Source organism: Acidobacteriota bacterium (assembly GCA_038040445.1).
In the GTDB taxonomy this organism is placed as follows: domain Bacteria; phylum Acidobacteriota; class Blastocatellia; order UBA7656; family UBA7656; genus Onstottus_A; species Onstottus_A frigus.
In genome coordinates, this window is record JBBPIG010000022.1 from 80,248 (window position 1) to 104,282 (window position 24,035).

19 protein-coding genes are annotated in these 24,035 nt (G+C 59.0%); 18 read left to right on the forward strand and 1 reads right to left on the reverse strand.

Annotation, left to right across the window (positions count from 1 at the left end):
* Nucleotides 1-188: 188 nt before the first annotated feature.
* The 15 genes from AABO57_21450 to AABO57_21520 all read left to right on the forward strand — a co-directional run bounded on the left by AABO57_21450 (nt 189) and on the right by AABO57_21520 (nt 18,661).
* Nucleotides 189-1,133, forward strand: a complete 945-nt coding sequence (locus tag AABO57_21450; GenBank protein ID MEK6288292.1) for a proprotein convertase P-domain-containing protein — start codon at nt 189-191, stop codon at nt 1,131-1,133.
* A 275-nt stretch (nt 1,134-1,408) separates the two neighbouring features.
* A complete protein-coding gene (locus AABO57_21455) occupies nt 1,409-2,716 on the forward strand; it encodes a DUF4157 domain-containing protein (GenBank protein ID MEK6288293.1) in 1,308 nt (435 codons plus the stop codon).
* Between the two features lie 90 nt (nt 2,717-2,806).
* Nucleotides 2,807-3,235 (forward strand): hypothetical protein, encoded by a 429-nt coding sequence (locus AABO57_21460; GenBank protein MEK6288294.1) that lies wholly within the window; start codon nt 2,807-2,809, stop codon nt 3,233-3,235.
* 126 nt (nt 3,236-3,361) lie between these two features.
* Nucleotides 3,362-4,447 carry a DUF4157 domain-containing protein gene (locus tag AABO57_21465; GenBank protein MEK6288295.1) on the forward strand — a complete coding sequence of 362 codons (1,086 nt, stop codon included), beginning with the start codon at nt 3,362-3,364 and terminating at the stop codon, nt 4,445-4,447.
* Between the two features lie 52 nt (nt 4,448-4,499).
* Nucleotides 4,500-5,318, forward strand: a complete 819-nt coding sequence (locus tag AABO57_21470; protein ID MEK6288296.1) for a hypothetical protein — start codon at nt 4,500-4,502, stop codon at nt 5,316-5,318.
* Nucleotides 5,319-5,615: 297 nt separating this feature from the next.
* Entirely contained in the window at nt 5,616-6,257 is a 642-nt protein-coding gene (locus tag AABO57_21475) for a hypothetical protein (GenBank protein MEK6288297.1), read from the forward strand.
* A 21-nt stretch (nt 6,258-6,278) separates the two neighbouring features.
* Complete coding sequence (locus AABO57_21480) at nt 6,279-6,593, forward strand: LysM domain-containing protein (GenBank protein ID MEK6288298.1); 315 nt, start codon at nt 6,279-6,281, stop codon at nt 6,591-6,593.
* Nucleotides 6,586-7,710 carry a hypothetical protein gene (locus AABO57_21485; protein ID MEK6288299.1) on the forward strand — a complete coding sequence of 375 codons (1,125 nt, stop codon included), beginning with the start codon at nt 6,586-6,588 and terminating at the stop codon, nt 7,708-7,710. Before AABO57_21480 ends, AABO57_21485 begins: the two co-directional genes overlap by 8 nt.
* On the forward strand, nt 7,707-8,273 hold the full coding sequence (locus AABO57_21490; protein ID MEK6288300.1) for a phage baseplate assembly protein V: 567 nt from the start codon (nt 7,707-7,709) through the stop codon (nt 8,271-8,273). Before AABO57_21485 ends, AABO57_21490 begins: the two co-directional genes overlap by 4 nt.
* Before the next feature lie 15 nt (nt 8,274-8,288).
* Nucleotides 8,289-8,612 (forward strand): hypothetical protein, encoded by a 324-nt coding sequence (locus AABO57_21495; GenBank protein ID MEK6288301.1) that lies wholly within the window; start codon nt 8,289-8,291, stop codon nt 8,610-8,612.
* 12 nt (nt 8,613-8,624) lie between these two features.
* Nucleotides 8,625-8,984 (forward strand): GPW/gp25 family protein, encoded by a 360-nt coding sequence (locus AABO57_21500; protein MEK6288302.1) that lies wholly within the window; start codon nt 8,625-8,627, stop codon nt 8,982-8,984.
* A complete protein-coding gene (locus AABO57_21505; GenBank protein ID MEK6288303.1) occupies nt 8,981-11,569 on the forward strand; it encodes a putative baseplate assembly protein in 2,589 nt (862 codons plus the stop codon). Before AABO57_21500 ends, AABO57_21505 begins: the two co-directional genes overlap by 4 nt.
* Complete coding sequence (locus AABO57_21510) at nt 11,566-14,922, forward strand: putative baseplate assembly protein (GenBank protein ID MEK6288304.1); 3,357 nt, start codon at nt 11,566-11,568, stop codon at nt 14,920-14,922. The genes AABO57_21505 and AABO57_21510 overlap by 4 nt, the downstream gene beginning before the upstream one ends.
* The gene (locus AABO57_21515) at nt 14,919-17,180 is read left to right on the forward strand and encodes a hypothetical protein (GenBank protein MEK6288305.1); all 2,262 of its coding nucleotides are present in this window, start codon (nt 14,919-14,921) and stop codon (nt 17,178-17,180) included. The genes AABO57_21510 and AABO57_21515 overlap by 4 nt, the downstream gene beginning before the upstream one ends.
* A 14-nt stretch (nt 17,181-17,194) precedes the next feature.
* On the forward strand, nt 17,195-18,661 hold the full coding sequence (locus AABO57_21520) for a DUF6519 domain-containing protein (protein ID MEK6288306.1): 1,467 nt from the start codon (nt 17,195-17,197) through the stop codon (nt 18,659-18,661).
* A gap of 143 nt (nt 18,662-18,804) precedes the next feature.
* Here AABO57_21520 and AABO57_21525 read toward each other — a convergent pair whose 3' ends face one another.
* Nucleotides 18,805-20,211, reverse strand: a complete 1,407-nt coding sequence (locus tag AABO57_21525; protein ID MEK6288307.1) for a sigma-54 dependent transcriptional regulator — start codon at nt 20,209-20,211, stop codon at nt 18,805-18,807.
* A 269-nt stretch (nt 20,212-20,480) separates the two neighbouring features.
* Here AABO57_21525 and AABO57_21530 point away from each other — a divergent pair, with 269 nt between their 5' ends.
* From AABO57_21530 to AABO57_21540, 3 genes are read left to right on the forward strand one after another with little or no spacing between them, the layout of a single operon-like run.
* On the forward strand, nt 20,481-21,188 hold the full coding sequence (locus AABO57_21530) for a hypothetical protein (GenBank protein ID MEK6288308.1): 708 nt from the start codon (nt 20,481-20,483) through the stop codon (nt 21,186-21,188).
* Between the two features lie 45 nt (nt 21,189-21,233).
* The gene (locus tag AABO57_21535; GenBank protein MEK6288309.1) at nt 21,234-21,488 is read left to right on the forward strand and encodes a hypothetical protein; all 255 of its coding nucleotides are present in this window, start codon (nt 21,234-21,236) and stop codon (nt 21,486-21,488) included.
* Nucleotide 21,489: 1 nt separating this feature from the next.
* Complete coding sequence (locus tag AABO57_21540) at nt 21,490-24,033, forward strand: cation-translocating P-type ATPase (GenBank protein MEK6288310.1); 2,544 nt, start codon at nt 21,490-21,492, stop codon at nt 24,031-24,033.
* The last annotated feature ends 2 nt before the right edge of the window (nt 24,034-24,035 follow it).

The window sequence follows — 24,035 nt, forward strand, 5'->3', positions numbered from 1 at the left end:
GAAACGAACGGAGTGCCCGAACAAGACTCCGACTTTTTTCCTGGTGAAGCATGGTCGCAGCCCGCACAGGATGGGTAGAGTGCTGAGAAACTAATCCCATGCGGAATCGAGGAGAATCTTAATGCCGATGCCTTTGCGCTTGTGTCCTAACGCGGTCCAAGCCCAGAGGAATATGTGGAGGGAACAGCATGCCTGAATCGCAAGAGACTTACACTTATCGCGCGGGCCGCAAGGTCCTTTTGACGAAGGCTACCGATCAGTTCGTCGTGCGGGCATTGCCCGACGCGGTGGAAGATCGCCTCGGGATCGCCGACGCCGAACGAGTTTCGTCGGCCTCCTCGCGGGTGACCACGCGCGCCCCGGACCTCGAGCCGCTCATGAGCGTCAGCAAGAACTCGGCGCCGGGGCTCAACGTCCCCGACAACAATCCGGCCGGCGTTCGCGACGCGATCAACCTCACCGACGTCGCAAGCGTGTCGTCAGTGAAGGTGAAGGTTGACATCACCCACACCTTCATAGGCGATTTGAGAGTCACGTTGATCGCGCCCTCCGGCAGCGCCGTCGTGCTCCACGATCGCAACGGCGGAAATGCACACAACCTCCAGCGCACGTTCGATCTGAGTTCGACGCCGGCGTTGAGCGCGCTGGCCGGCCAGCCGGTTCAGGGGAATTGGACTTTGCTCGTGCAAGACCTGGCAGCGGTCGACACAGGGCGTTTGAACAGTTGGGAGATCGAGATTCAAGCGGGCGCCCTCTCGACGATCGAGCTCCAGGAGAGTCCGGGCACATCGATTCCGGACAACAACCCGGCTGGCATCGAACGCGCCTTGACGACTGCCGAATCCGGCACGGTGAAAGGAGTCACGGTATCTGTAGACATCACTCACACATTCATCGGCGACCTGTTGGTGAGACTGGTCTCGCCGGCCGGCGCCGAGGTTACGCTGCACAACCGGAGCGGCGCCGGCGCGGATAACCTGATCCAGACCTACACGCCGCCCTCGCTGCCGGCACTCGCATCACTCACCGGGCAGCAGATTCAAGGCGCTTGGAAGCTGAAAGTGGCGGACCTGGAGGCGCAGGACATCGGCAAGCTGAATCGGTGGGGATTGAAGATTGCTCGGGAAGGTTGAAATGAATGTAGAGCTTTCACATCTTGCAGAGATGAGTTGAACGCGATTGCTGGTCCCTAACGGATTGAGAGCCAAAACCACTCGCAGCCAAGCAGAATATGAACAAGCGAGCACAACAAAGCCCCGGGGGAAGCGACACCGCAGCCGCTCACGTTTCAGTCGGTGCGCTACGACGTAACTGTGGCTGCGGTAATCGCACAATGGGCGGAACCGGGTGTCAAGCATGCCAAGGAAAGGGTGGCATCCTTCGGCGCAGTACGTCACTCAACGGTCATGTGCCCGGACTGCCAGATGCGCACGACGGATGGCCCTCGCAAGGCCGAGGGCCGAGCCTCGCTGGGGAAGCCTCGTCGTCGCCTTCCTTAAGTTTGGACTTCAGTCAGGTAAGCGCATCGGGCCGCAGGCGACCAGGCGAGCCGAAGCCAATCAGCCAATTCAGAGAGAGCCGGACCAGCGCCGGACTGCTGAGTAGAGGCTTCATCCAACCGAAGCTGGCCGTTGCTGCCGAGCACGATGTACACGAAGAAATGGCCGACAAGGCTGCGGAGTGGGCAGTGCGCCGATCGAGCGAATCACCCACGGCTGCGCCGTTGAGGCCGGGTCGACTAGGGCTGTCGACATTGCCGACAGCACGGGCGGCAAGGTCCGTGCCTGAATTACCTGTGGACGACGGCCGACCGTTGACCGCTTCGACGCGAGAATTTGCGGAGCCGGCATTTGGGCAAGACTTCAGCCGGGTCAGACTGCATACGAGTTCAACTGCTCGACTGGTCGCTGAGGGATTGGGAGCCCGCGCGTTCACCCATGGACATGACATCTGGATGGGCCCCGGTGAGTCCGAGTCGGACAGACTATTGATTGCTCATGAACTTGCCCACGTTGTCCAGCAGAAACCGGGTGTCATATATCGAAGAGCGGCAACGTGGCTGGAAAGGCGCGCCTGGTTGAGCTTCTTCTCGGATCCCGTCCCGAGAATGCTTCTCAACAACTACATGAATGACACCGGCACAGCAGTCACACTGTCCCAAGCAGAAATGGTGGGCTGCAATCCAATCGTAGACTTGAAGCGCAGTGCAGTTTTCTTGCAGCACGTGGCGAACCTGCGCTCAGGCGGAGGCGGGACACAACTCATCACGTTCTCTGGCTGGGGTGGCGCCCTCACCAATGGCACGCTGGGTAACTTCACAATTAACTACAGGGGACGACTCACCGTCAGCCCGGCAGGCGGTTGGAATTTCGTTGGCACAATGGACTTCTACGATTACTGGGACTTTGACACGAAGCCATTTTCCTCAGGATCAGGTCGCCCAGTATCGGCTGAGATTAAGGTCAGGACTGCGGCCGCTTTTCTTCCCGGTCGCCCTTTTCCGGTAACAAGCGTGCAGGTGCCGGTGTGGCAAACCAACGCAAACACGCGAGCCACTTGGTCGGGCGCTACTCCCTCCGCGGCGAGCGGCCCTGCGACGAGGACGGCCGTCGATATCGAAGCCGGCGCGGCCGGAGGGGAAGCGGTGGGGGGGCCACCCGGGGAAGTTGGGGGCGGCGAAATTGGGGCACAATCTTCCGAGGATCTCAATCGCTGAACCGCGTGAGGCGCGGCGTGCGAGTTGATTACCTAGCGTGCCTAGTCTGCCCGCGGAGTTGACGTCGATCGGGAAAGAGGATTGAAGGTAATGACCGGTTTCAACACACGTTGCAGTATCGAGACGTCATTGGGGGTTGATCTGCCAGAGGGGGCAGCGAACCTGCACTACTATAAGCTGGAGCCGGGATCCGAGATCGCTTATTACACGAAGTATTTGAAGTTTAGTACTTCACTTAGCGAATTCCTCGAACTTATGGGTCGGATGCAAATGACCCTATTCGGTAGAGGCGGAGCTGCCTATATGTATCTACCCGGGGCTTGGGAGGCCGAGCCTGGCGTGCAACTTGGTTGGTGGGATCCGACTCCTGAGACGCCGGACAACTCGGCGGCGCGGGGCCTTGGCGCGAACGGCTGGATCATAGCGAAGTATGAACGCGGCTGCGCGTACATCATAGCGACCGACACCGGCCGCTATGACGGCACCGGTCATCAGAGAGACTCGGAAGCAGACCAGTGAGATGAGAGAACCAAGGCGCGTGGAAGCTGGAGTGGCGGACCTGGGACGCGCAGGGCATCGGCAAGCTGAATCGGTGGGGATTGAAGTCAGCCGTCAGAGTTGAAAGAAAGTCGAACAGGAGTTGATATGAAGCGAACAGCCAGCGCCACGCGTCAAATGGGCGGCGACTTTGGACCATCGCATTCTCTTCTATTGCAGCGCAAGTGCGCCTGCGGCAGTCATACCGTCGCGGGTGGAGAGTGCGAAGGGTGTGGCAAGAACCGCGACGGCGCCTTGCAGCGTGCCGCGGCGAGTGCGGGGCCTGTGAGCAGTGTGCCGCCGATTGTGCATGAGGTGCTGCGCTCGCCTGGTCAACCCCTCGATGCGAGCACACGAGCATTCATGGAGCCGCGGTTCGGGCACGACTTCAGTCAGGTGAGAGTACATACCAATGCGAAGGCTGCAGAGTCGGCGCGGGCGGTGAACGCGCTCGCGTACACGGTGGGATCGGATGTGGTGCTGGGGGCGGGACAGTACGCTCCGGCGACGAGCGCCGGGCAACGATTGCTCGCGCACGAGTTGACACACGTTATACAGCAGGGTGGAAACGCGCGGGCCTTACAGCAAGATAGCAAGCTTGGTGAAGAAAATGATCGTTATGAGCAAGAGGCTGACAGAAGCGCGGCTCAGTGTATGAGCGGCGCTCAAGTTCAGGTTCCCTCCATGGTTTCGTCTAGTCTCATTCAGCGTACAAAGGTTTGTTCCAAGCGGTTAGATAATCCACTTGGCTGGTTCGGGATTAATCATTCGTACATTGATGATACCGGGCGCGATGACTGCTTAGGCAAAAACATGGCGGGCAATTATGCTATTCAGACCTTAGTTAGCGGAAACTTCCTGAAAGGTTGCGCGGCCAAGACAAGCACGTCAACTGATCCGCAGAGTTACTCGCCTAACGTTAAGCAGTGCGACCCCAAGCCTGGAGTTACAAATCTCTCAAAGTGTATGTCCGATGCCTATAGCAGTTATGCTGATCCGAGCGTCTACAAGAACCCCCGAGGGCCAAACAGCAACACGTTTGCTGCGACTCTAGCCAAAACTTGTTGCGCTGATGGCAGTAAAAAGGGGCTTGGCTGGGTTCCGGGATGGGATCATGCCCCCGCGCCACCCTGCCCGCCACAAATCTATGTTGCTGGTGGTGAGGAGTCACCCAAGGAGGAGACTGCAACTTGAGCTGGTTGGATGGGGGCTCTAATACTTAGCAATCCGTATTGACAGAGAAGAGATGGAAATGAACGCGGATATACAATTTTTGGGTTGGGGCGGGCTGGACATTCGATTAGGAAAGATTCTTTCGTCCGGTCAACAGGTCACGCCAATCACACTAGACTGGCAGCCAGGTGATATTCGCAATTGTTCATATGCGCCGAAGCAGGGGTGGATCGGGATTACGGCTGAAGATCGTACGCACGGGAAGCAAGTGCTCGCAGTTTATGAGCCACAAACAAAGACCACACAATTCCTGTTACGGACGGACTATATTTTGCACCATTCGTTCAACCGGGCTGGCACTGAAATTTGCTACGCACAGCCCTCAAATCAAACAGGCGCCGCCGACCTGTACATCTATGACCTAGAGAGCGGCCAGTCGCGCAGAATTGCCGAAGGGGCAGTGGCTCACGGCGCCACGCCGGTATGGTTTCCTGATGATGCGCGGATCGCTTACCATTCGCCGCACGGTCAGATAGAAGCGCTGAATGTCTTGCAGGAGCAACGCGAGATCTTGGTCGAAGGCTCTGCGCCAGCCGTCCATCCCGATGGAAACCGCATCGCCATTCAACGAGATGGTGGGCTTTTCATTTTTGACCGGGTCAATCGAACCACTGGCCCTCTTCGAATCCAAGCCGGATGGTTAGAGCACAGTCTAACAAATGGTCTTAGTTGGTCTCCTGATGGCCGCTATTTAAGCTTTGGGCTAACAACTGGGCTGACAGGTAAAGAGACGGTTTTCTATTTACTAGACCACGTCACTGAGCAACGGCAAAGAATTGAGGTCGAGTACTTGCGTGGCTTGATCATGATTGAGAGAGCCACAGCGGCATGAGAGGCATAGAGTTCCTGAGGTGGTGCGCTGAATTGGCGGATCGCTCTGAGAGAGTGCGAACCGGAGAGCCAGCCGTGAACATACAGCGGCGACGCCCGGCCCTCACTACCGTGAAGTGTAACGCTCCCAGAGTCAACCTGATCGTTGTCAAAGCTCCATCGCCGGCAGTGAGTACGAAGAATGTAGCAAACTGATGCTCCAACGAAGCAGCGCCTGATTCAATGAAATACTGAGGAGGAATCGCGATACAACATTTTGAGGCAGAAGGGATAACAGCGAGCAAGGAGAACATCCGCAATGAGCACATTTCCAGGTTCACCACGCCTGCTCAAGGGCGCATTAATCGGAGTCGATCCGTTGAATCCGCTCGGCAGGGTCGTCGTGTTCCAATACAACCCGGACACCATGACTCGAAAGCTCGACCCGCGCTCAGTCTCCGCCGAAGGCGATCGCGGCGAAGCTTTCCGCCTGACCGGAGCGCCCAAAGAGACGATCACGCTCAGCATCGAGATCGACGCGACCGATCAGCTCGAACAGGCCAATCCGATCGCTCTGGCTACCGGCATCTATCCCACGCTTTCCGCGCTGGAGCTGATGCTTTACCCGCCGAGCGCGACGGTGATCGGCAACCTGGTGGCTGAGCTGTTCGGGACGATTGAAATCATCCCTGTCGAAGCGCCGATGACACTCTTCGTGTGGGGGCCGCAACGCGTAATTCCGGTGCGTCTCACCAGCCTTAGCATTACCGAGGAAGCTCACGATCAGCTCTTGAATCCGATCCGTGCCAAGGTCGATTTGTCGCTTGCAGTGCTCAGCTATCAGGACCTGTCCAGAGTGGGGCGGGTTTTCTTCCTGACCCATCAGATTCTGAAAGAGGTTATGGCGACAACCAACCTCTTTAACAGCGTCCAGAACGCCGGCGCAGGCTTGAGGTTCTAGCGACGTCCAGAGGGGCGAACAATGACGTTTCCACCGACCAGCCGCTACTTCGGCATCGAGACTACGACGATCGAGGCTCGCGACGGCAAGCCCTACGCTTATCTCAGACGCCGGTTCGTGCCGCAGCCCGAACGCTTTTCGACCTTGCTCGAACACGTTGTGGTGCAGGGCGATCGACTGGACAACGTAACCGCGCGCTACCTGGGCGACCCACTGCAGTTCTGGCGCGTGTGCGACGCGAACCGCGCGATGCGGCCCGAGGAGTTGACTGAAGAAATTGGCCGGCGGCTTCGAATAACGCTGCCGGAAGGAATCCCGGGGACACCGAATGCTTAAGGGGGTTTATCTCACTCTGATGATCGGACCAACCGTGCCCGTACTCGCGCCGCAGCCGGTGATGGAAGCGCTCAAGAGCGTTCAGGTGAACAGCTCGAAAGGCCGCAGCGGATTTCAGCTCACGTTTACAGTGGGCAAGTTGTCGCCTCTGCAGACGGCGATGCTGCCGGCTGGGTACTTTGACCCGATCATCACGAGGGTGGTGATAATCGCGACGATGAACGGGCTGCCACGCGTGCTCATGGACGGGATCATAACGCGACACGAGGTCACGCCGAGTAATGAACCCGGCCAGTCCACGCTTACTGTGACCGGCGAGGATTTGAGCGTGCTGATGGATGTAGTCGAGATCAAGATTCCTTATCCGGGGATGCCGGTGGCTGCCCGGGTCGCGTTGATCTTAGCCAAGTATGCGGTCTTCGGAATTGTGCCGGTGATCGTGCCTCCGCCGGGGGACGCGCCTCCGAATCTTACCGAGAAGATACCGGTTCAAACCGAAAGCGATCGGGAGTACGTCAGGGGCCTCGCTTCGGAATGCGGGTACGTGTTCTATGTCGAGCCGGGCCCGGCGCCGCTGACCAGCACCGCTTACTTCGGGCCGGATGTGCCGGTTCCGCTGCCTCAGCCCGCGCTCAGCGTCAACATGGATTGGCAGACCAACGTCGAGTCGCTCACTTTCTCGTTGGACGGTCTCGCCAAGAAGGTCGTGGTGATCACGATACTGGATCCGATAACCGGCAAGATCCCGATCCCGATTCCCGTTCCTAACGTCAGCTTCCTTCACCCGCCGCTGGGTGCGCGGCTGACTCCTCCGGCGAAGATACAGTTTTCAAAAAAAATGGCCAACCTCTCGGTGGCTGAGGCGCTGAAGAAGGCATTCGGACTGATGCTGGACAACGCCGATGCGATCACCGGGAACGGTTCGCTGAATACGACGAAGTACGGTGCAATTCTGAAAACACGAACGGTGGTGGGTGTGCGCGGCGCCGGCCTCGCTTACGATGGCTTTTATTACGTCAACAGTGTAACGCACAACATAAAGCAGGGAGAGTACAAGCAGTCATTCACGCTCTCAAGAGACGGACTGATTTCACAGACGCCAGTGGTTGGACCATGAGCTTATCGAGCCCAAACAAAGAGTACGTAGGCAAGTATCGCGGCACGGTCATCCAGAACGTGGATCCGCAGCAGCGCGGCCGATTGCAGTTGATGATCCCGGACGTTCTCGGGCCGATCCCCTCGAGCTGGGCGGAACCGTGTGTCCCGCTCGCGGGGCCGACCGGTCCGCCGATGGGGGTGTATATGGTTCCTCCGATCGGCACCGGCGTATGGGTAGAGTTTGAACATGGCGATCCGGATTATCCCATCTGGGTCGGGTGCCGCTGGGGCGCACAGTCCGACATCCCACTCGCGGTTCGCTCGGGCAATCCAGCTGACCCGAACATTGTCATTCAGTCGTTGCTGCAGAACGCGATCATCATCAGCGACTTGCCTCCGGCGCCGCCGCCTCCCGTAATGCCGCCGGCTGTCCCTACAGGAGGAGTCATCCTTAAAAGCACCACCGGCGCTTCGATTGTGGTCAATGACGCCGGGATTTTCATTTCAAACGGCAAGGGCGCAACGATAATGATGGTCGGCCCCACGGTCACGATAAACAACGGAGCGCTGGTTGTAATCTGAAATCAGGAGACGAGTATGCCAGGATTTCTAGTTCACGTTGGCGCACAGGTCCTTTGCTCACACGGGGGACAGGCGCAGCCCACCGTGCCCAATCCTCGTGTGACTGTTAGCGGCCAGCCGACGGTATTGATGACCGCGCCTTACGTAGTGGCCGGCTGCGCGTTGCCGCCTCCACCCGGCGCCAACGGGCCTTGCGTTACCGCGCAGTGGTTGAGTGGGACGACACGGGTGTTGTCCAACGGGCAACCGCTGCTGGTTCAGAGCAGTCAGGCCATCTGCGTGCCGACCGGCACGCCGCTTCTGATCGTAGTGACGCAAGTCCGAGCGAGCGCGCTCTAGCGAGAGGATGCGATGAACATCGATTACCCATTCCATTTCGACCAGCGCGGACGAACGTCAGCCACCGATGACGATGAGCACATCCGCGATATGATCGAGCAGTTTCTACTCACCAGCCCCGGCGAGCGCGTGAACCGGCCGGACTTCGGAAGCGGTCTCTTGCAGATGGTCTTCGCGCCTAATAGCCCCGAGCTAGCCGCGGCGCTCCAGTTTACGATTCAAGCCGGCTTGCAACAGTGGCTCGGCGATCTGATCGAAGTGAAGAAGCTGGAGGTCGAAAGCGAGGACGCGCAACTTCGCGTCGAAGTGCAATACGTTGTGCGGCGCACCCAACAGACAGTCACGAATACTTTCATCCGGAGCACCCAATGACCAGCCTGATATGCGATAGCGAACGCCGGCGCGAAACGGTGCGCCAACACGAGAAGCTGTGCGGACTCGACTATCTGGAAGTCGGCGCGAACCAGCGCAAGCTAACGGTCCATTTTCTGGGCAAGGCTCCGCACGGATCGCACAAGCTAAGCCAGAAAAATGTGCTGATCGAAGGCGGCCGCCGCATCCGCGATATCAAAGTCTTGAGCGCGGTAACGCACTCCTCGGGCGACCCGGAGTTTGATGATACGCTCGAAGTGGTCGTGGATCGCGCCGGCGATTTCTCGACCTACACTCTTCGTATCGTCGCTCGCGACGCGCAAGGCCACCCGCAACCGCATCCGTCATTCGACCCTCGATACGACTCGGTCGAGTTCAACTTCAAGGCCGATTGCCCGAGCGATCTGGATTGCCCGTCTGGTCCGCAATGCCCTCCCGAAGAGCGCAATCAGCCCGAGATCAATTATCTGGCGAAGGACTACACCAGCTTTCGGCAACTGATCCTTGACCGGCTTGCGCTGGTGATGCCGGGTTGGCAGGAGCGCCACGTGCCCGACATCGGAATCGCGCTCGTCGAATTGCTGGCCTACGCCGGCGATTATCTCAGTTACTACCAGGATGCAGTCGCGACAGAGGCTTATCTGGAGACCGCCCGGCAGCGCATTTCGGTGAGGCGCCACGCGAGACTGGTCGACTACCAGTTGCACGAGGGCTCGAACGCGCGCGCCTGGGTCACGCTTAAGTGGTCTGGCGACCTGAACCAACTCGACCCGCGCGACTTGTATTTCATCACTCGACCCAAGGACGCACCGTCCCTGGCTGGCCCCACTCTGAAGGAGAACGACCTCGCAAAGCTCGGCGGGGGTTATGAAGTCTTCGAGCCGATGACCGACGAGACGATCAATCTCTATGAGTCGCACTACGAGATACAGTTCTATACCTGGGGAGATGAGGAGTGTTGTCTGGATCGCGGCGCTACGTCTGCTACGTTGATCGGAGAATTGATCAGTGACCGCGAAGACACGCAGACGCCGAACGGCAATCAATACGATCGCGCAGACCAGCATCAAGAGTCGTCGCAATCCAACACCGGTCAGACGGAAATCCATAAGCTGCGCTTGAAACCCGGTGATGTCTTGATCTTCGAGGAAGTCATAGGCCCGAAAACCGGAAATCGTTTCGATGCCGACCCCGCGCATCGACACGCGGTGCGATTGACTCGCGTTGAAGCGGGAGTGGATCAACTCAACCGACAGCCGGTGGTCGAGATCGGCTGGGCGCTGGAAGACGCGCTTCCGTTTACGCTTTGCATCTCGGTGCTGGGACCGCCGCCCAAATGCAAGATCATTCATGACGTAAGCGTCGCGCGCGGCAACGTGATTCTGGTCGATCATGGAAAAACGATTGATGAAGACGCGGGAGCCGCGCCCGTAAAGGAGACGCTTGAGCTTTGTGATTGCGAAGGCCTTCCAGCTGACAGGGCGGTAATCGCTGGACGATATCGGCCGGCGTTGAAGCAGGCGCCGCTGACGTTCCGACAGCCGCTGGCAGCAAAGACGCCCGCGACCCACACGCTCGATCAAGACGTCAGAAAAGCCGTGCCGCAGGTTCGCTTGATGAGCGATCCCGCGCCGAGTGGTGATCGGCGGTGGCTTCCGCAGCCCGATCTGCTGGGCAGTTCTTACGGCGATCAGCATTTCGTCGCTGAGATCGATAATGACGGACGCGCCCACTTGCGATTTGGCGACGGTGAACTGGGTCGCGGCCCCGAGCCCGGGGTGAAGTTTCACGCAGTCTATCGCGTCGGAACCGGCACGGCAGGCAATGTCGGCGCTGATGCGATCGCTTACATAGTCTTCCGTCGAAACCCAGTCAGCGGTGGAATCACAGAAGTGCGCAACCCGTTGCCGGCCTCGGGCGGGAGAGACCCCGAGCCGATCGCCGAAGCCAAGTTATTTGCGCCTCATGCGTTTCGTCAGGAGTTGCAGCGCGCGATCATCGCCGACGATTACCGCGCTCTGGTCGAGCGCGACTTCAAATCGCAAGTGCAGCGCGCGGCGGCAACGCTTCGTTGGAACGGGGGGCGTTACGAGGCGCTGGTGGCAGTGGATGAGTTTGGAAAAGAGGAGGCAGACGCTTCGCTGCTCGCAGCGATCCACCGGCGGCTGCATCGCTATCGTAGGATCGGCCATGATGTCCATGTGAAATCAGCGCGCCTTGTGCCGCTGCTCATCGAAATGCATGTTTGTGTCGATTCGCATTACCTGCGCGGCCACGTCAAGGGAGAGCTGTTGGACTTGTTCAGCAATCGAGTGCTCGCTGACGGGCGAAAGGGATTCTTTCATCCCGACAATTTGAGTTTTGGCGAAGGGATCTATCTTAGCCGTCTGGTCGCCGCGGCGCAGGCGGTAGAAGGCGTCGAGAACGTCGAAGTCACGCATCTCGAGCGTCTGGGAGAAGGGCCAAATCACGAGATCGAGTTCGGCGTGCTCCCGCTCGGGCCGCTCGAGATCGCGCAGGCGGATAACGATCCGAGCTTACCCGAGAACGGCGCCATCACATTGAAGATGGGAGGCGGCAGATGAGCCAACATTCGCAGTGTGGGTGTGGATCCAGTAAAGCGCCTTGCGGCTGCTGCGAGGGCGTCGAGGCATTGACCCCGGTGTCGGTCGCGAATCGTCCGGGCCTCGGCTCGCTAGCCTATCGAGCGGGTACGCACGCGACGTTTCTGGAAACGATGCTGGCGCGGCTGTCGACAATCGAAGTTGAGCACGAAGGCCAGAAGTTCCGCCCCCTGCTCAAGCTTACCACCCGTGAGCGGGATGACCCGTCAATTGCGTTGCTCGACGCGTGGGCGATGGTCGGCGACGTGCTGACGTTTTACCAGGAACGGATCGCGAACGAAGGCTACCTTCGCACGGCGACCGAGCGCCGAACGATAATCGAGTTGGCGCGGCTGGTCGGGTACCGGCTGCGGCCCGGTGTCGCCGCAAGCGTTTATCTCGCGCTTACGATTGAAGACTCGCAGAAAGTGGTCATCGAGCCGTTTGAAGTGCGCGCGCAAAGCATGCCGGGTCCGGGTGAGCTGCCGCAGGCCTTCGAGAACATCGAGAAGATCGAAGCGCGCGGGCGATGGAACAAGCTTGGCCCGCGCATGACTCAGCCGCAGAATGCTTTGACGCTGTCGACGAGCAAGGTCGAAGGCGCCAGCGTTTATGTGAAAGGTATCTCGACCGGGTTGAACACCAACGACCCGCTGCTTGTCAGGGAGGGGCCGCAGCGACCGGTTTTGTTCCGAGTGGTCGAAGTGAATGCGGACCCGGCTGCCGATCGGACTGAGGTGGTTGTCAAACCCTGGATCCTTCCCGGCCGCACTGTTTCAACGGGACCAACGCCCAGCGTGGTGCTTGCCGCTTTCGGGGAGAAGGGCGCAGCCAAATCCCACTTGAATGCACTCTCGACCGAAATCGCCGCCGGAAGAACCGATGCGGAACTTGCGGACTTCATCGAGCGCGAAACACTCCCCGGCCTCGAGCGCGTGGCCGCGAGGAGAAACATAAGCAATGAGTTCAGACAGCGAGTGCGTGATCTGTCCCAAGAGTTAGGTGAATCGGCCGAGGCACTACGCGAGCGCGCAGCAGAGCTCGCCGCGGGAAACGGGGCGGGGAACGGACAGTCCCTAACGACGATGGCGGCCTTACCAGCCGGGGCGGCAATGGAACGCGAGAATATCGTGATGAGAGCAGTGGTCGATGGTCTTGTCAAGAAGGGTTCGGCGCCGCCTCCGAACGCGCTGCGCTTCACCCGCGATGCCCAGTCTGCCTTCAGTCTGCATTCGGATCTTGGCGTTCAGGCGCTTGGCGTATTTCAACCCGCGCTGGTCTCTTCGCTAACGGTGGCGCTTGCGAATACTCCGGTGACGACCCCAGTTCCGATCGAGGTCTACGCCTTTCGAGTCAAAGCCGCGCCTTTCGGCAGCAACGCCCCCCTTCATTCCGAGATCCTCGAGACCCAGGACAACGCAGGCAAACATACGAATGTGCGATCCAGCGAATGGACGGAAACGGACGTGGCGAATGCCGAGGATTTTTTTCCGGACGGAGACGACAAACTCGCCAACGTGATTTATCTAGACGGCAGCTACGACAAAATCGCACCGGACAGTTGGGTTGTTGTGGACACAGCCGCGGTCGAGCCAACCGTCAGGTCGGACGTCAAGGCGGGCCATCCGACGTTGCTGATCGCGCAGGCAGCGCAAGTACAGGCCAGCATTTGCAGAGGGTTCTATGGCATCACCGGCAAATCAACTCTAGTTAAGCTTGTAGTTCCGGGCGGCGGGCCGAAAGAGGCTGCGTGGATAAAGATAGTCGGAACTCCTCCCCCTCCCGTCGTGGCGGCAGCCGCGATTGGCGGTATCACAAGAAGCGATGACTTCCAGGTAATCAGGCGCACGGTCGTGTACGCCCAGGCCGAGTTGCTGCCGCTCACCGAAGAGCCTATCGAAGAAGACATATGCAGGTCGAAGGAAAACGGCGGATGGATCGTGCTCGACGGCGTCTACAGCGAGCTGAAGTCGGGCCGGTGGGTGATCGTTGCGGGCGAACGATCGGATGTGCTCGACGGCTTTGACAACTCGGTCAGCGGAGTCACCGGAAGCGAACTGGCGATGCTGGCCGAGGTTGCTCATGACTTCAGCGACATCCCCGGCGACCCCGCGCACACGCGCATCAAGTTCGCGGCGGATCTCGAATACTGCTATGCGCGCGACAGAGTAACGATCTATGCGAACGTTGTAAAGGCGACGCACGGAGAGACTCGAAAGGAAGTCCTCGGCAGCGGCGACGGCAGCCAATCGCTCCAGCAATTCGCGCTCAAGCAACCGCCGCTGACGTATGTATCCGCTCCGACTCCGGCGGGCGTCGAGAGCACGCTCAAGATCTTCGTCAACGATGTCGAGTGGCACGAGGCGGAATCGATCTTCGGACTGGAGCCGACCGCCCGGCGATTCGTCACCACGCGGAACGATGCAGAAGTCACTACGGGCATCTTTGGCAACGGAAAACAAGGCGCGCGGCTGCCGACGGGCGTCGAAAACGTTCGCGCTCAGTATCGTCAGGGCATCGGCAAGGCGGCTAACGTGGCCGAAGGAAAAATCACGCTTCTTGCTTCGCGGCCGCTCAGCGTAAAGGAAGTGATCAACCCGCGTCGAGCCAGCGGCGGCGGCGATCCGGAAACCCGCGACCAGGCGCGCAAGAACACGCCGCTGGCAGTGCTGGCACTGGACCGTCTCGTTTCCACCCGGGACTATGGCGACTTCGCGCGGACCTTTGGAGGAGTGGGTAAGGCGTTTTCGATGCGGCTTTCGGACGGACAGCGGGAACTTGTGCACGTCACGATCGCCGGCGCCGGCGACGCCCCGATTGACGAGAGCTCCGACCTGTTGCGCAATCTGCGGCAGGCGCTCACTCAATTCGGTGATCCTGCAATGCCTGTCAGCGTGGCAGTACGCGAGTTGATGCTGCTGGTCATTAGCGCAGGCGTGCAGCTGCTCCCGGATTACGTCTGGGAAAAAGTCGCCCCCAAGATTCGAGTGAAGATGCTCGAGGCGTTCAGCTTCGAAAATCGCGAGCTGGGCCAGGACGCATTCCTCAGCGAAGTGATCAGCGCAATGCAATCGGTCCCGGGCGTGGCCTACGTTGACGTGGATGCGTTTGGCGGCGTGGCTGAAAAGAATGCCGACGGCAGCGTGCGAACGCCCAACGGACTGATCGCAGCGGCACAGGAAATAGTCACAAAAGGCAAACCTGACCAGCGTGTGAAGGTGAATCAGCCTGAGCTGCCGAAAATCAGCTCTGGGGAGATTCGGCCGGCGCAGTTGGCTTATCTCGTACCGGAAGTCCCGGACACTCTGATCCTGAACGTGATTGAAACACCATGAACACTGATCATCTATACAACCTGCTGCCCTCGATCTACCGGCTGCGTGACGCCGAGCGAGGGTATCCGCTGCAAGCGCTGCTGCGTGTCGTCGAAGAGCAAGTCAACGTTGTCGAAGACGACATCAGCCAGCTCTATGAGAACTGGTTCATTGAAACTTGCGACGACTGGGTCGTGCCCTACATCGGCGATCTGATCGGATGGCAACAGGTGCACGAGGCGGGCGAGCCCGGCGACGCCGCCAACCGGCGCGGCCGGGAGCGCAATAAGATTCTCATCCCTCGTCGCGAGCTTGCCAATACGATTCGTTACCGGCGACGCAAAGGCACGCTGGCGCTGCTTGAATTGCTGGCAAACGATGTAGCCGGTTGGCCCGCCCGCGCGGTTGAGTTCTTCGGGCTGCTCGGCTGTACACAGAATATCAATTTCCCCCACTCGCGAAGAGGCGGAACGACGGATGTGCGCGAGCTAACGAAGCTCAGCCTGATTGATGGGCCTTTTGATGACCTGGGCCATACCGTCGACGTTCGCCGCATAACCTCAAATCGGACGGCTGGCCGCTACAATGTCACGAGCGCCGGGGTGTTCGTTTGCAGGCTGAAATCATATCCGGTAGCGCTCAGCCGCGCGCACTGCGCGGAAGACGTCGGGCCGGATTGTTTCACTTTCAGTGTGCTCGGAAATGACGCTCCCCTGTTTACCGAGGCTGTGCGTGAGACCGAGCCGACCAGTATCGCCCGCGAGATCAATTTGCCGGTTGCAATTCAGCGGCGGGCGTTCGAGTCACGCAAGGTTGCGAATCATGTCGCCAAGACTCGTGCTTCAGAGGTGTACTACGGCGACGGGAAGAGCCTGAGCATCTGGGTTCGGAGGCGAAAGAAAGATCGTAACGACGCACCAGACCGCGAGCTCATCCCGGCCAATAGGATAATCCCCGCTGACCTGAGCGGCTGGCGCTATCGGCCGCGCCACGACCGCGTCGCCGTAGATCCGGTGCTCGGGCGCATAGTCTTTCCCGCGGGACACTGCCCGAAGGACGGCGTTTGGGTCTCGTATCACTACGGCTTCAGCGCGGACATCGGCGGTGGCCAGTATGATCGCGTTCTCTCCCAGCCGGACCCGTATAAGCTCTATCGAGTCGGCCCGGACGAGAAGTTTCATACAGTCAACGCCGCGCTTCGACAATGGCGCAAACACGACGCGGCGAGTAATCCGAACGCCGTCATCGAGATTGCCGACAGCGGAGTCTACGTCGAGCAGATCAGTATCACCTTGAGAGAGCATCAGAGCCTGCAATTGAGAGCGGCCAATGGCAAGCGTCCGGTCATTCGGTTGCTGGACTGGCACACAGACCGACCGGATGCGCTGAGCGTCTCGGGTGAACACGGCAGCCGCTTCACACTCGACGGGCTGATGGTAACCGGGCGGAGCATGATGATCGAAGGGGAGATCTCGCAGGTCAAGATTCGGCATTGCACGCTTGTGCCGGGCTGGACGATTGACAGCCACTGCGAGCCGAATCGACCGGCCGAACCGAGCCTTGAATTGCACTGCCTCCACGCCCGAGTCGAAATCGAAAAGAGCATAATCGGTTCGATTCAAGTTCATCCGCTGATGAACACTGCCAGTGCGGAGTACTCGCATGGACCGAAAGCGAAGACGAAGTCGCCCGCGGCCGAGTCGGGATGCCACGGGATCGGTTACGGCTTCCGAGTTGATCCGATCTGCCTTTACTTGAGCGACAGCATACTGGACGGGACCAATGCCGCGAGCGAGGCGATCGGGGCGCCGGGCTGCGCGGTGGCTCATGCGCGTTTGACGATCGAGCGTTGCACGGTCTTCGGCCAGGTCCAGGTTCACTCGATCGATCTCGCCGAAAACTCGATCTTCGATGGAAGGATCACCGTCGCCCGTAGCCAGGAAGGGTGCATGCGGTTCTGCTACGTGACGCCGGAATCGAGAACGCCTCGCCGCTACCAGTGCCAGCCCGATCTGGCGATAAAAGGAAAAGACGGCGCGGCGAAGGCGCAGGAGCAAACGCGGGTCATGCCGCGGTTCAACACCAAGCGCTACGGGCTTTCGGACTATTGCCAACTTGCTGATGATTGTGCGGAAGAGATCACGCGCGGCGCCGACGACGAGTCGGAGATGGGCGTCTTCCACGATCTGTATCAGCCGCAGCGGCTTGCCAATCTGCGCGCGCGGCTCGATGAATACACCCCGGCGGGCATGGATGCCGCCATTATCTTCATGAACTGAGACAGGAGGCAGCGATGAAGGGCGATTTCACACGAATGACTTTCGATCCGACCAAACACTACAGCCGCGTGCTGGAACAGCAGGGGCGCGTGCAGGTGGATTCCGACTTCAACGAGATGAACGCGATTCACCGCCATTTTTTGCGCAGGCTGGCGGCGGATTTGATCGGGCCGCACGGCGGTCCGGGCGACAGCTTCAATATCGATGCTGTGAAGGACAAGGACAATAAGGACGTGTTGCGGGATTTCGGAGTCGCACTCGGGCGTTACTACGTCGATGGGGCGCTTTGTGAGAACGAAGGTCAAATGCTCTATACGAAGCAACCCAGTTTCCCGCTCGGCTCCGGCAATCTGGAGAACGGAAAGACGTACCTTGCTTACCTGGATGTATGGGAGCGCCACGTCACTGCTTACGAGGACGAGGATGAAAACAGGATCGGCATTCGCGAGGTTGCGCTGCGGGGCCCGGATACGGCTACGCGCGCGCAGGTCGTCTGGCAGGTGAAGTGCAGGTTGATCAATGAGGCCGGCGCCAACAACGTGAGTGTTGCCGACCAGGAAAAAGCGTACGCAAATTTTCTCGACCTACTCGGTGAAACGACGCTAGGCATCGGCAAACTGCGCGCGAGAGCGATCAAACCCGAGGCCGACGACGAACCCTGCCTCATCTCGCCGGACGCACGCTATCGCGGAGCCGAAAACCAGCTCTATCGCGTAGAGATCCACCGTGGCGGAACGGCCATGCCGGGAGGCGATCTCTCGAATGTCAGGATTGATGCGACCAAGATCGCGACCTTCAAATGGTCGCGTGAAAATGGCTCGGTGATCTTCCCGATCACGAAGCGCCAGGACAAGGTTGTGACGCTGCGGCACCTTGGCCGAGAAAGCCGTTTTGGTCTCCGCCCGGACGACTGGGTCGAGATCATCGATGATGATTATGCGCTTCAAAATCGCGCGGAGCCGTTGCTTCAAGTCAAGGAGATTGACCGCGACGGTATGCGGGTGACGCTCAAGACAGCGCCCGCTTCGGCCGTTGGGACCGACCCGGCGAAGCACCCACTCCTGCGGCGCTGGGACCTGCACTCAGACAACCTGCAACTGGGCGCGCTTCCGGTTGTTGAGGGTGCCGGCGATGATGACGCGAGTTGGATCACGCTTGAAGACGGAGTACAAATTCAGTTCCCACCCGCGAGCAGCGCTGACGCCTCGGCCGAAGCCAGACGACCCGGGGGCGGGGGTGGCGGAACCGCTTTGACCAGTGCGCCAGCTACCTACCGCACCGGCGATTACTGGCTGATACCCGCGCGTGTCGCAACCGGAGACGTGGAATGGCCTGGTACACCGGGTGATCCCCTGCCGAGACCACCGCACGGCGTTGAGCACGCCTTTGCGCCACTTGGGATAATCTCGATAGGCGCGGCGGGAAAGGTCACCGCGGAGAAGAATCTGCGCAGAACCATCAAACAGCTTTGGCTCCCGTAGCCGCGCCATCCACATGAACCGTTGATTGCTCTCAGTGAGGCGTACAACTGAGATCGAACAAGAGCTCGATGCGGAGCGAACCTTCCGGGAGAACCTCGCTGCGTGAGCAGCTCTCAAGCATGCACCTGATTTGAACGCGGCTTTCAGCGCGCCGTACCCTTGAACACGCTCACGTCGATTCTGTGCTTGCGAATGAGTTCCCAGAAAGCCCGGCGGTTCTTGTTGGCGGCCTTCGCTGCTCTCGTGATGTTGCCGTGGTGGGCGATCAACAGACCCTTAAGGTAATTGAGTTCGAACTGGGAGACTGCTCTTGCCTTCCCTTCTTGAAACGAGCAGTGCGAGGCTGTTTGCTGGAAGCCGGGCAACGTAATGTCGTCCTCCGTCAGCACCGCACCTTCGCAAAAAACCACCGCTCTCTCGATAACATGCTCGAGTTCGCGGATGTTTCCCGGCCAGTCGTAAAGCATCAGCTTTGACATGGCGCCAGTCGAAATATCGGTCACGCGCTTCTTGAGGACGCCCGCGTACTGGCTGAGAAAATGACTGGCCAGCAGCGGAATGTCGTCAGCCCGCTCGCGCAGTGGAAGCAGCGCAAGTGGTAGCACGTGCAGACGGTAGTAGAGATCTTGCCGCACGCGGCCCTGCCTGACCGACTCTTCGACATCCGTGTTGGTCGCCGCAATTACCCGAACGTCGGCGCGGCGAGTCCTTGAAGCACCCAAAGGCCTGTACTCCTTGTCTTGCAGGAACCGCAGCAGCTTTACTTGAGTGAGCAGCGACAAACAATCTATTTCATCCAGAAAGAGCGTTCCGCAATTCGCTTCTTCGATCAGTCCCGGTTGAGAGGAACCCGCGCCGGTGTATGCTCCGCGCTCGTGGCCGAACAGCTCATTCTCGGCAAGATCGGCGGGGATCGCACCGCAGTTTATCGGAATAAAAGGGCGCTTTGCCCTAGGACTAAGGTAGTGTATCGCTCTCGCGCAGAGCTCTTTTCCCGTGCCGGTCTCGCCGGTGATCAGAACTGTTGCATCGCATCGCGCAATCACCGGTATCTTGCTTATCGCTGCGATAAATGACTGATTCCGTCCAACCATATTTCGGAGCCCAAGCGCCGCCTTTATGTTATTGGCCGGGGCTTCAGGTTCGATTTCCAGGAGCCTTCTGATGCGCGGGATCATATCGACTGCCCTGATTGGAGGAGTGATGAAGTCTGCTGCGCCTTCTTTGAGGAGCGCAAGGATGTCGTCGGGATGGTCAGCGTCGCCCACGATGATGATGGGCAGCCCAGGTGAATGCGTGTGAATTGCGGAAACGACGCCGCTGGCGGTTTCACTTGCGCCTAGTCCGAGTGATATGAATACAAGGTCGGCCTTGAAGTCTTCCAGGAATCCAACGCAGTTTTTGGTGGCTTCCGCGCCGGCATCCGGGGCCGCCACCGTTCGCATTTCGCATGCGTTCCCTGGCAAGGACTGCTCAAGTATGCTCTGAAGGTTCTTCCCCGCGCCGTCGGATGGTTCGATTTCGAGGACCAAAATCTTCGGTTCAGTCATGTCGCCTCCTGAGGGCGCCCGTAGAGCCTGGTGACAAGACAGCAAGACGTGGGGAGTGTGAGGCAAATCAGAACCAAAACAGCGGTGGCCTTTCGGTTCGCCATAGGAGTGTGAAGAGCCCCACTCTCTCCGCCACCGCTCGGCCTCCCCATATGTACTCATCTTTCCATGACGCGATTAGGACAGGGTTTTATTCAGAAATCTATTTTACGGGCGTGGGCCTCGGATTTCGTCAGCCTTTGAGCAAGTAGCCCAGAAAGAGCGCCTTTTTGGAACGCAAGTTAAGGCAGAGGATTGTAGAAGTGGACGTCGACCAGCCCGGTGATTTCAGCAACTACACGCTGGTCATCAACAGCGCAAGCCTCGACCCGTTCTACGCGCAGGTGGAGTTCAACTTCAAGGCGAGCTGCCCAAACCGCTTCGACTGCAAACCGAGGAAAGAGTGCCCGCCCGATCCAGTTGAAGAACCGCTCATCGACTACATGGCGAAAGACTACGCGAGCTTTCGCCAGGCGCTCATCGACTTGATCTCGGCCAAGGTTGCAGGCTGGACGGAGCGGCACGAAGGCGACCTCGGCATGACGCTTCTGGAGATGCTGGCCTACGTGGGCGATCACCTGAGCTATTGCCAGGACTCGGTCGAAAATGAGGCCTATTTGGAGACCGCGCGCCAACGCATCAGTGTGCGCCGCCACGCACGGCTGGTGGATTACAGGATTCACGATGGAGCGAGCGCGCGGACTTTCGTCCACTTCCAGGTGAGCAACGCCCTGGCGCAGCCGGTGCCGGCGGCTACAACGATTCTTGCGCGGATCGACAAACGGTTGGGGGCCTCGATACTGCCGCTCGTCGTGAGCGGACAAACTTACGCCTTCGCTTTTCTGATCGTCGCGGCCGCGGTTGTTCTCTCCGGTTCGCTGATTCTAAGACGGCTCTACAGCCTCGATCTGGTTGAAGTCTTGAAGACCAGGGAGTGAACCTCCGGCACAGGGCCCCGGCTCTAGTTCCTCTGGATCGACTCTATGTACCTCATCAAGGACTGTGAGTTCCGTTTCGCCCACCTCTCCAGCGATCACAAGTCTGATTCGGACACCCGGAAACTTCCCGTCCTTCTTGCGAATGGTATAGTAACCTTTCTCTTTGTGCTGGTCATCGTCGCGCTGCTGGCGCTTGTGCTGATTCCTTCGCCAATCAAAGTGGAAACGGCCCGCGTCACGAGAGGGCCGCCTGGCGTCACGGTCGACGAAGAAGGCGAAGCGCGCGCCCACGATCAATAATATGATCAACGAATTCGATCTGACTACGTTCAGAGGGCTCTCAGAGAGCGAGGCCGACGAGAGGCTAAGAGCCGAAGGGTTCAACGAACTCCCATCCGCAAAACGCCGCAACGTTCTGGCGATCGCGCTTGAAGTCGTTCGTGAGCCGATGTTCTTGCTCCTGGCCGCATGCGGAACGATCTACTTGATACTCGGCGACGCGCAAGAAGCGTTCATGCTTTTGGGGTTTGTGTTCTTCATTATGGGCATCAGCCTCTATCAAGAGCGAAAAACAGAACGCACTCTTGAAGCGCTGAGGGATCTTTCCAGTCCTCGCGCGCTCGTAGTCCGAGACGGACGCCAAAGAAGAGTGGCCGGACGCGATGTGGTGCGAGGCGACATACTGCTCCTTGCCGAAGGCGATCGCATACCAGCCGACGCCGTCGTTCTATATTGCAGCCACCTGCTGGCAGACGAATCCATCCTCACCGGCGAGTCGGTTCCTGTTCGAAAGGTCACCTCCGATGGCGTCAGTGAGATGAGGCGGCCGGGCGGGGACAATCTTCCGTTCGTTTACTCGGGAACGTTGGTGATTCAAGGCCAGGGCATCGCGCAGGCGCTTGCTACGGGCCAGCAGACTGAGATCGGCAGGATCGGCAAAGCACTTGGGGAGCTCGAGACCGAGCAAACGCCGTTGCAGAGAGAGGTCGGCAGCCTTGTCGCCAGGCTCGCGGTACTGGGCGTTACGCTGTGTGCGATTGTCGTGGTCGTGTATGGACTCACGCGAGCGAATTGGTACGAGGGCTTTCTAGCCGGAATAACGCTGGCGATGGCCATTCTGCCGAATGAGTTTCCGGTTGTGCTGACGATCTTCCTCGCGCTTGGAGCGTGGCGAATCTCGCAAAAGAATGTGCTCACCAGGCGTATGCCGGCAGTTGAGACTCTCGGTTCGGCGACAGTGTTATGCGTAGACAAGACGGGCACGCTCACGCTCAATCACATGTCGGTCGCGATGCTGTTTGCCAATGATGAGTATTACGATATCCGCACTTCACCCGGCGAGGAGTTGCCAGAGATGTTTCACGAACTCTCGGAATTCGCGATACTCGCAAGTCATCGCGATCCATTCGACCCGATGGAAAAAGCGCTCAGGGAACTTGGCAACTACTACCTGAGCGGCACCGAACACCTTCACGATGACTGGACCTTGGTGCGCGAATATCCGTTGTCCAATAGTCTGCTTGCGTTGTCGCGAGTATGGAGATCGCGCGATGGCGAAGATTACGTCATCGCCGCGAAGGGAGCTCCTGAAGCCATGTTCGACCTTTGCCACTTCAACGAAGCGCAGCTCTCGGAACTCTCCAAGAGAGTAATCACTCTGGCGAACGAAGGGCTTCGCGTCCTGGGGGTTGCAAGGTCGCGCTTCAAACAGACGGATTTGCCTGTTGAACAACACGACTTCGATTTTGAGTTTCTCGGGCTTGTGGGGCTGGCTGATCCAGTCCGTCCAGCGGTTCCGGCAGCGATCAAGGAATGCTACGGGGCGGGCGTGAGAGTCGTAATGATAACCGGCGACTATCCGGGCACTGCTGAGAACGTCGCGCGTCAGATTGGGCTGACGCCTATGGATCAAATCATTACGGGCCCGGAGCTGGACAAGATGGACGATGCCCAACTTCGCGAGCGGATTGACTCGGTGAACATCTTTGCGCGAGTCGTGCCAGAGCAGAAGCTGAGACTGGTCAGCGCGCTCAAGGCTAGCGGCGAAATCGTTGCGATGACCGGCGATGGAGTGAACGACGCGCCTGCTTTGAAAGCCGCGCACATCGGCATCGCGATGGGTGAGCGTGGAACGGATGTCGCTCGCGAAGCGTCTTCGCTCGTCCTGCTCGACGATGACTTTTCATCAATTGTACAAGCAGTCAAACAGGGCCGGAGGATCTTCGACAATCTCAAGAAAGGCATGGCGTACATCCTGGCGATTCATGTGCCGATTGCCGGAATGACTCTCGTACCCGTGCTGCTGAGGTGGCCACTCGTGCTTCTCCCGGTGCACATCGCGTTTCTTCATTTGATCATCGATCCGGCGTGCTCAATAGTCTTCGAAGCCGAGCCTGAAGAGGCGGACCTCATGCAGCGCCCTCCACGCAAGCCAACCGAGCCGTTGTTTGGAAAGCGCACATGGTTGGTAAGCTCGCTTCAAGGACTGGGGGTCCTGCTGATACTGGCCGCGCTCTACGGTCTTGCGCTTCATCGAGGGCAAGCTGAACCGAAAGCGCGAGCTCTCGCGTTCACGACATTGATCATCGCGAACCTCGGTTTGATTCTGACCAACCGATCCTGGAAGCATTCGATCATCTCGACAATTCGTTCACCGAACGCCGCGCTGTGGTGGGTAACCGGCGGGGCGGTGTTGTTTCTGGGATTGGTTTTGTATGTTCCAATGCTGCGCGAGGTGTTCCGCTTTGCCGAGTTGGATCCTAGAGACGTTGGTGTGTGCCTGCTGGCTGGGGTTGGAAGCATTGCGTGGTTTGAACTGTTCAAATTTGTGAGCAAGCGGATTTAGCC

Coding starts and splice junctions, on each gene's coding strand:
- AABO57_21450 (MEK6288292.1), top strand. CDS start 189: ATGCCTGAATCGCAAGAGACTTACACTTATCGCGCGGGCCGCAAGGTC.
- AABO57_21525 (MEK6288307.1), bottom strand. CDS start 20,211: ATGACTGAACCGAAGATTTTGGTCCTCGAAATCGAACCATCCGACGGC.
- AABO57_21460 (MEK6288294.1), top strand. CDS start 2,807: ATGACCGGTTTCAACACACGTTGCAGTATCGAGACGTCATTGGGGGTT.
- AABO57_21495 (MEK6288301.1), top strand. CDS start 8,289: ATGCCAGGATTTCTAGTTCACGTTGGCGCACAGGTCCTTTGCTCACAC.
- AABO57_21480 (MEK6288298.1), top strand. CDS start 6,279: ATGACGTTTCCACCGACCAGCCGCTACTTCGGCATCGAGACTACGACG.
- AABO57_21510 (MEK6288304.1), top strand. CDS start 11,566: ATGAGCCAACATTCGCAGTGTGGGTGTGGATCCAGTAAAGCGCCTTGC.
- AABO57_21470 (MEK6288296.1), top strand. CDS start 4,500: ATGGAAATGAACGCGGATATACAATTTTTGGGTTGGGGCGGGCTGGAC.
- AABO57_21485 (MEK6288299.1), top strand. CDS start 6,586: ATGCTTAAGGGGGTTTATCTCACTCTGATGATCGGACCAACCGTGCCC.
- AABO57_21465 (MEK6288295.1), top strand. CDS start 3,362: ATGAAGCGAACAGCCAGCGCCACGCGTCAAATGGGCGGCGACTTTGGA.
- AABO57_21520 (MEK6288306.1), top strand. CDS start 17,195: ATGAAGGGCGATTTCACACGAATGACTTTCGATCCGACCAAACACTAC.
- AABO57_21515 (MEK6288305.1), top strand. CDS start 14,919: ATGAACACTGATCATCTATACAACCTGCTGCCCTCGATCTACCGGCTG.
- AABO57_21475 (MEK6288297.1), top strand. CDS start 5,616: ATGAGCACATTTCCAGGTTCACCACGCCTGCTCAAGGGCGCATTAATC.
- AABO57_21490 (MEK6288300.1), top strand. CDS start 7,707: ATGAGCTTATCGAGCCCAAACAAAGAGTACGTAGGCAAGTATCGCGGC.
- AABO57_21540 (MEK6288310.1), top strand. CDS start 21,490: ATGATCAACGAATTCGATCTGACTACGTTCAGAGGGCTCTCAGAGAGC.
- AABO57_21505 (MEK6288303.1), top strand. CDS start 8,981: ATGACCAGCCTGATATGCGATAGCGAACGCCGGCGCGAAACGGTGCGC.
- AABO57_21535 (MEK6288309.1), top strand. CDS start 21,234: ATGTACCTCATCAAGGACTGTGAGTTCCGTTTCGCCCACCTCTCCAGC.
- AABO57_21500 (MEK6288302.1), top strand. CDS start 8,625: ATGAACATCGATTACCCATTCCATTTCGACCAGCGCGGACGAACGTCA.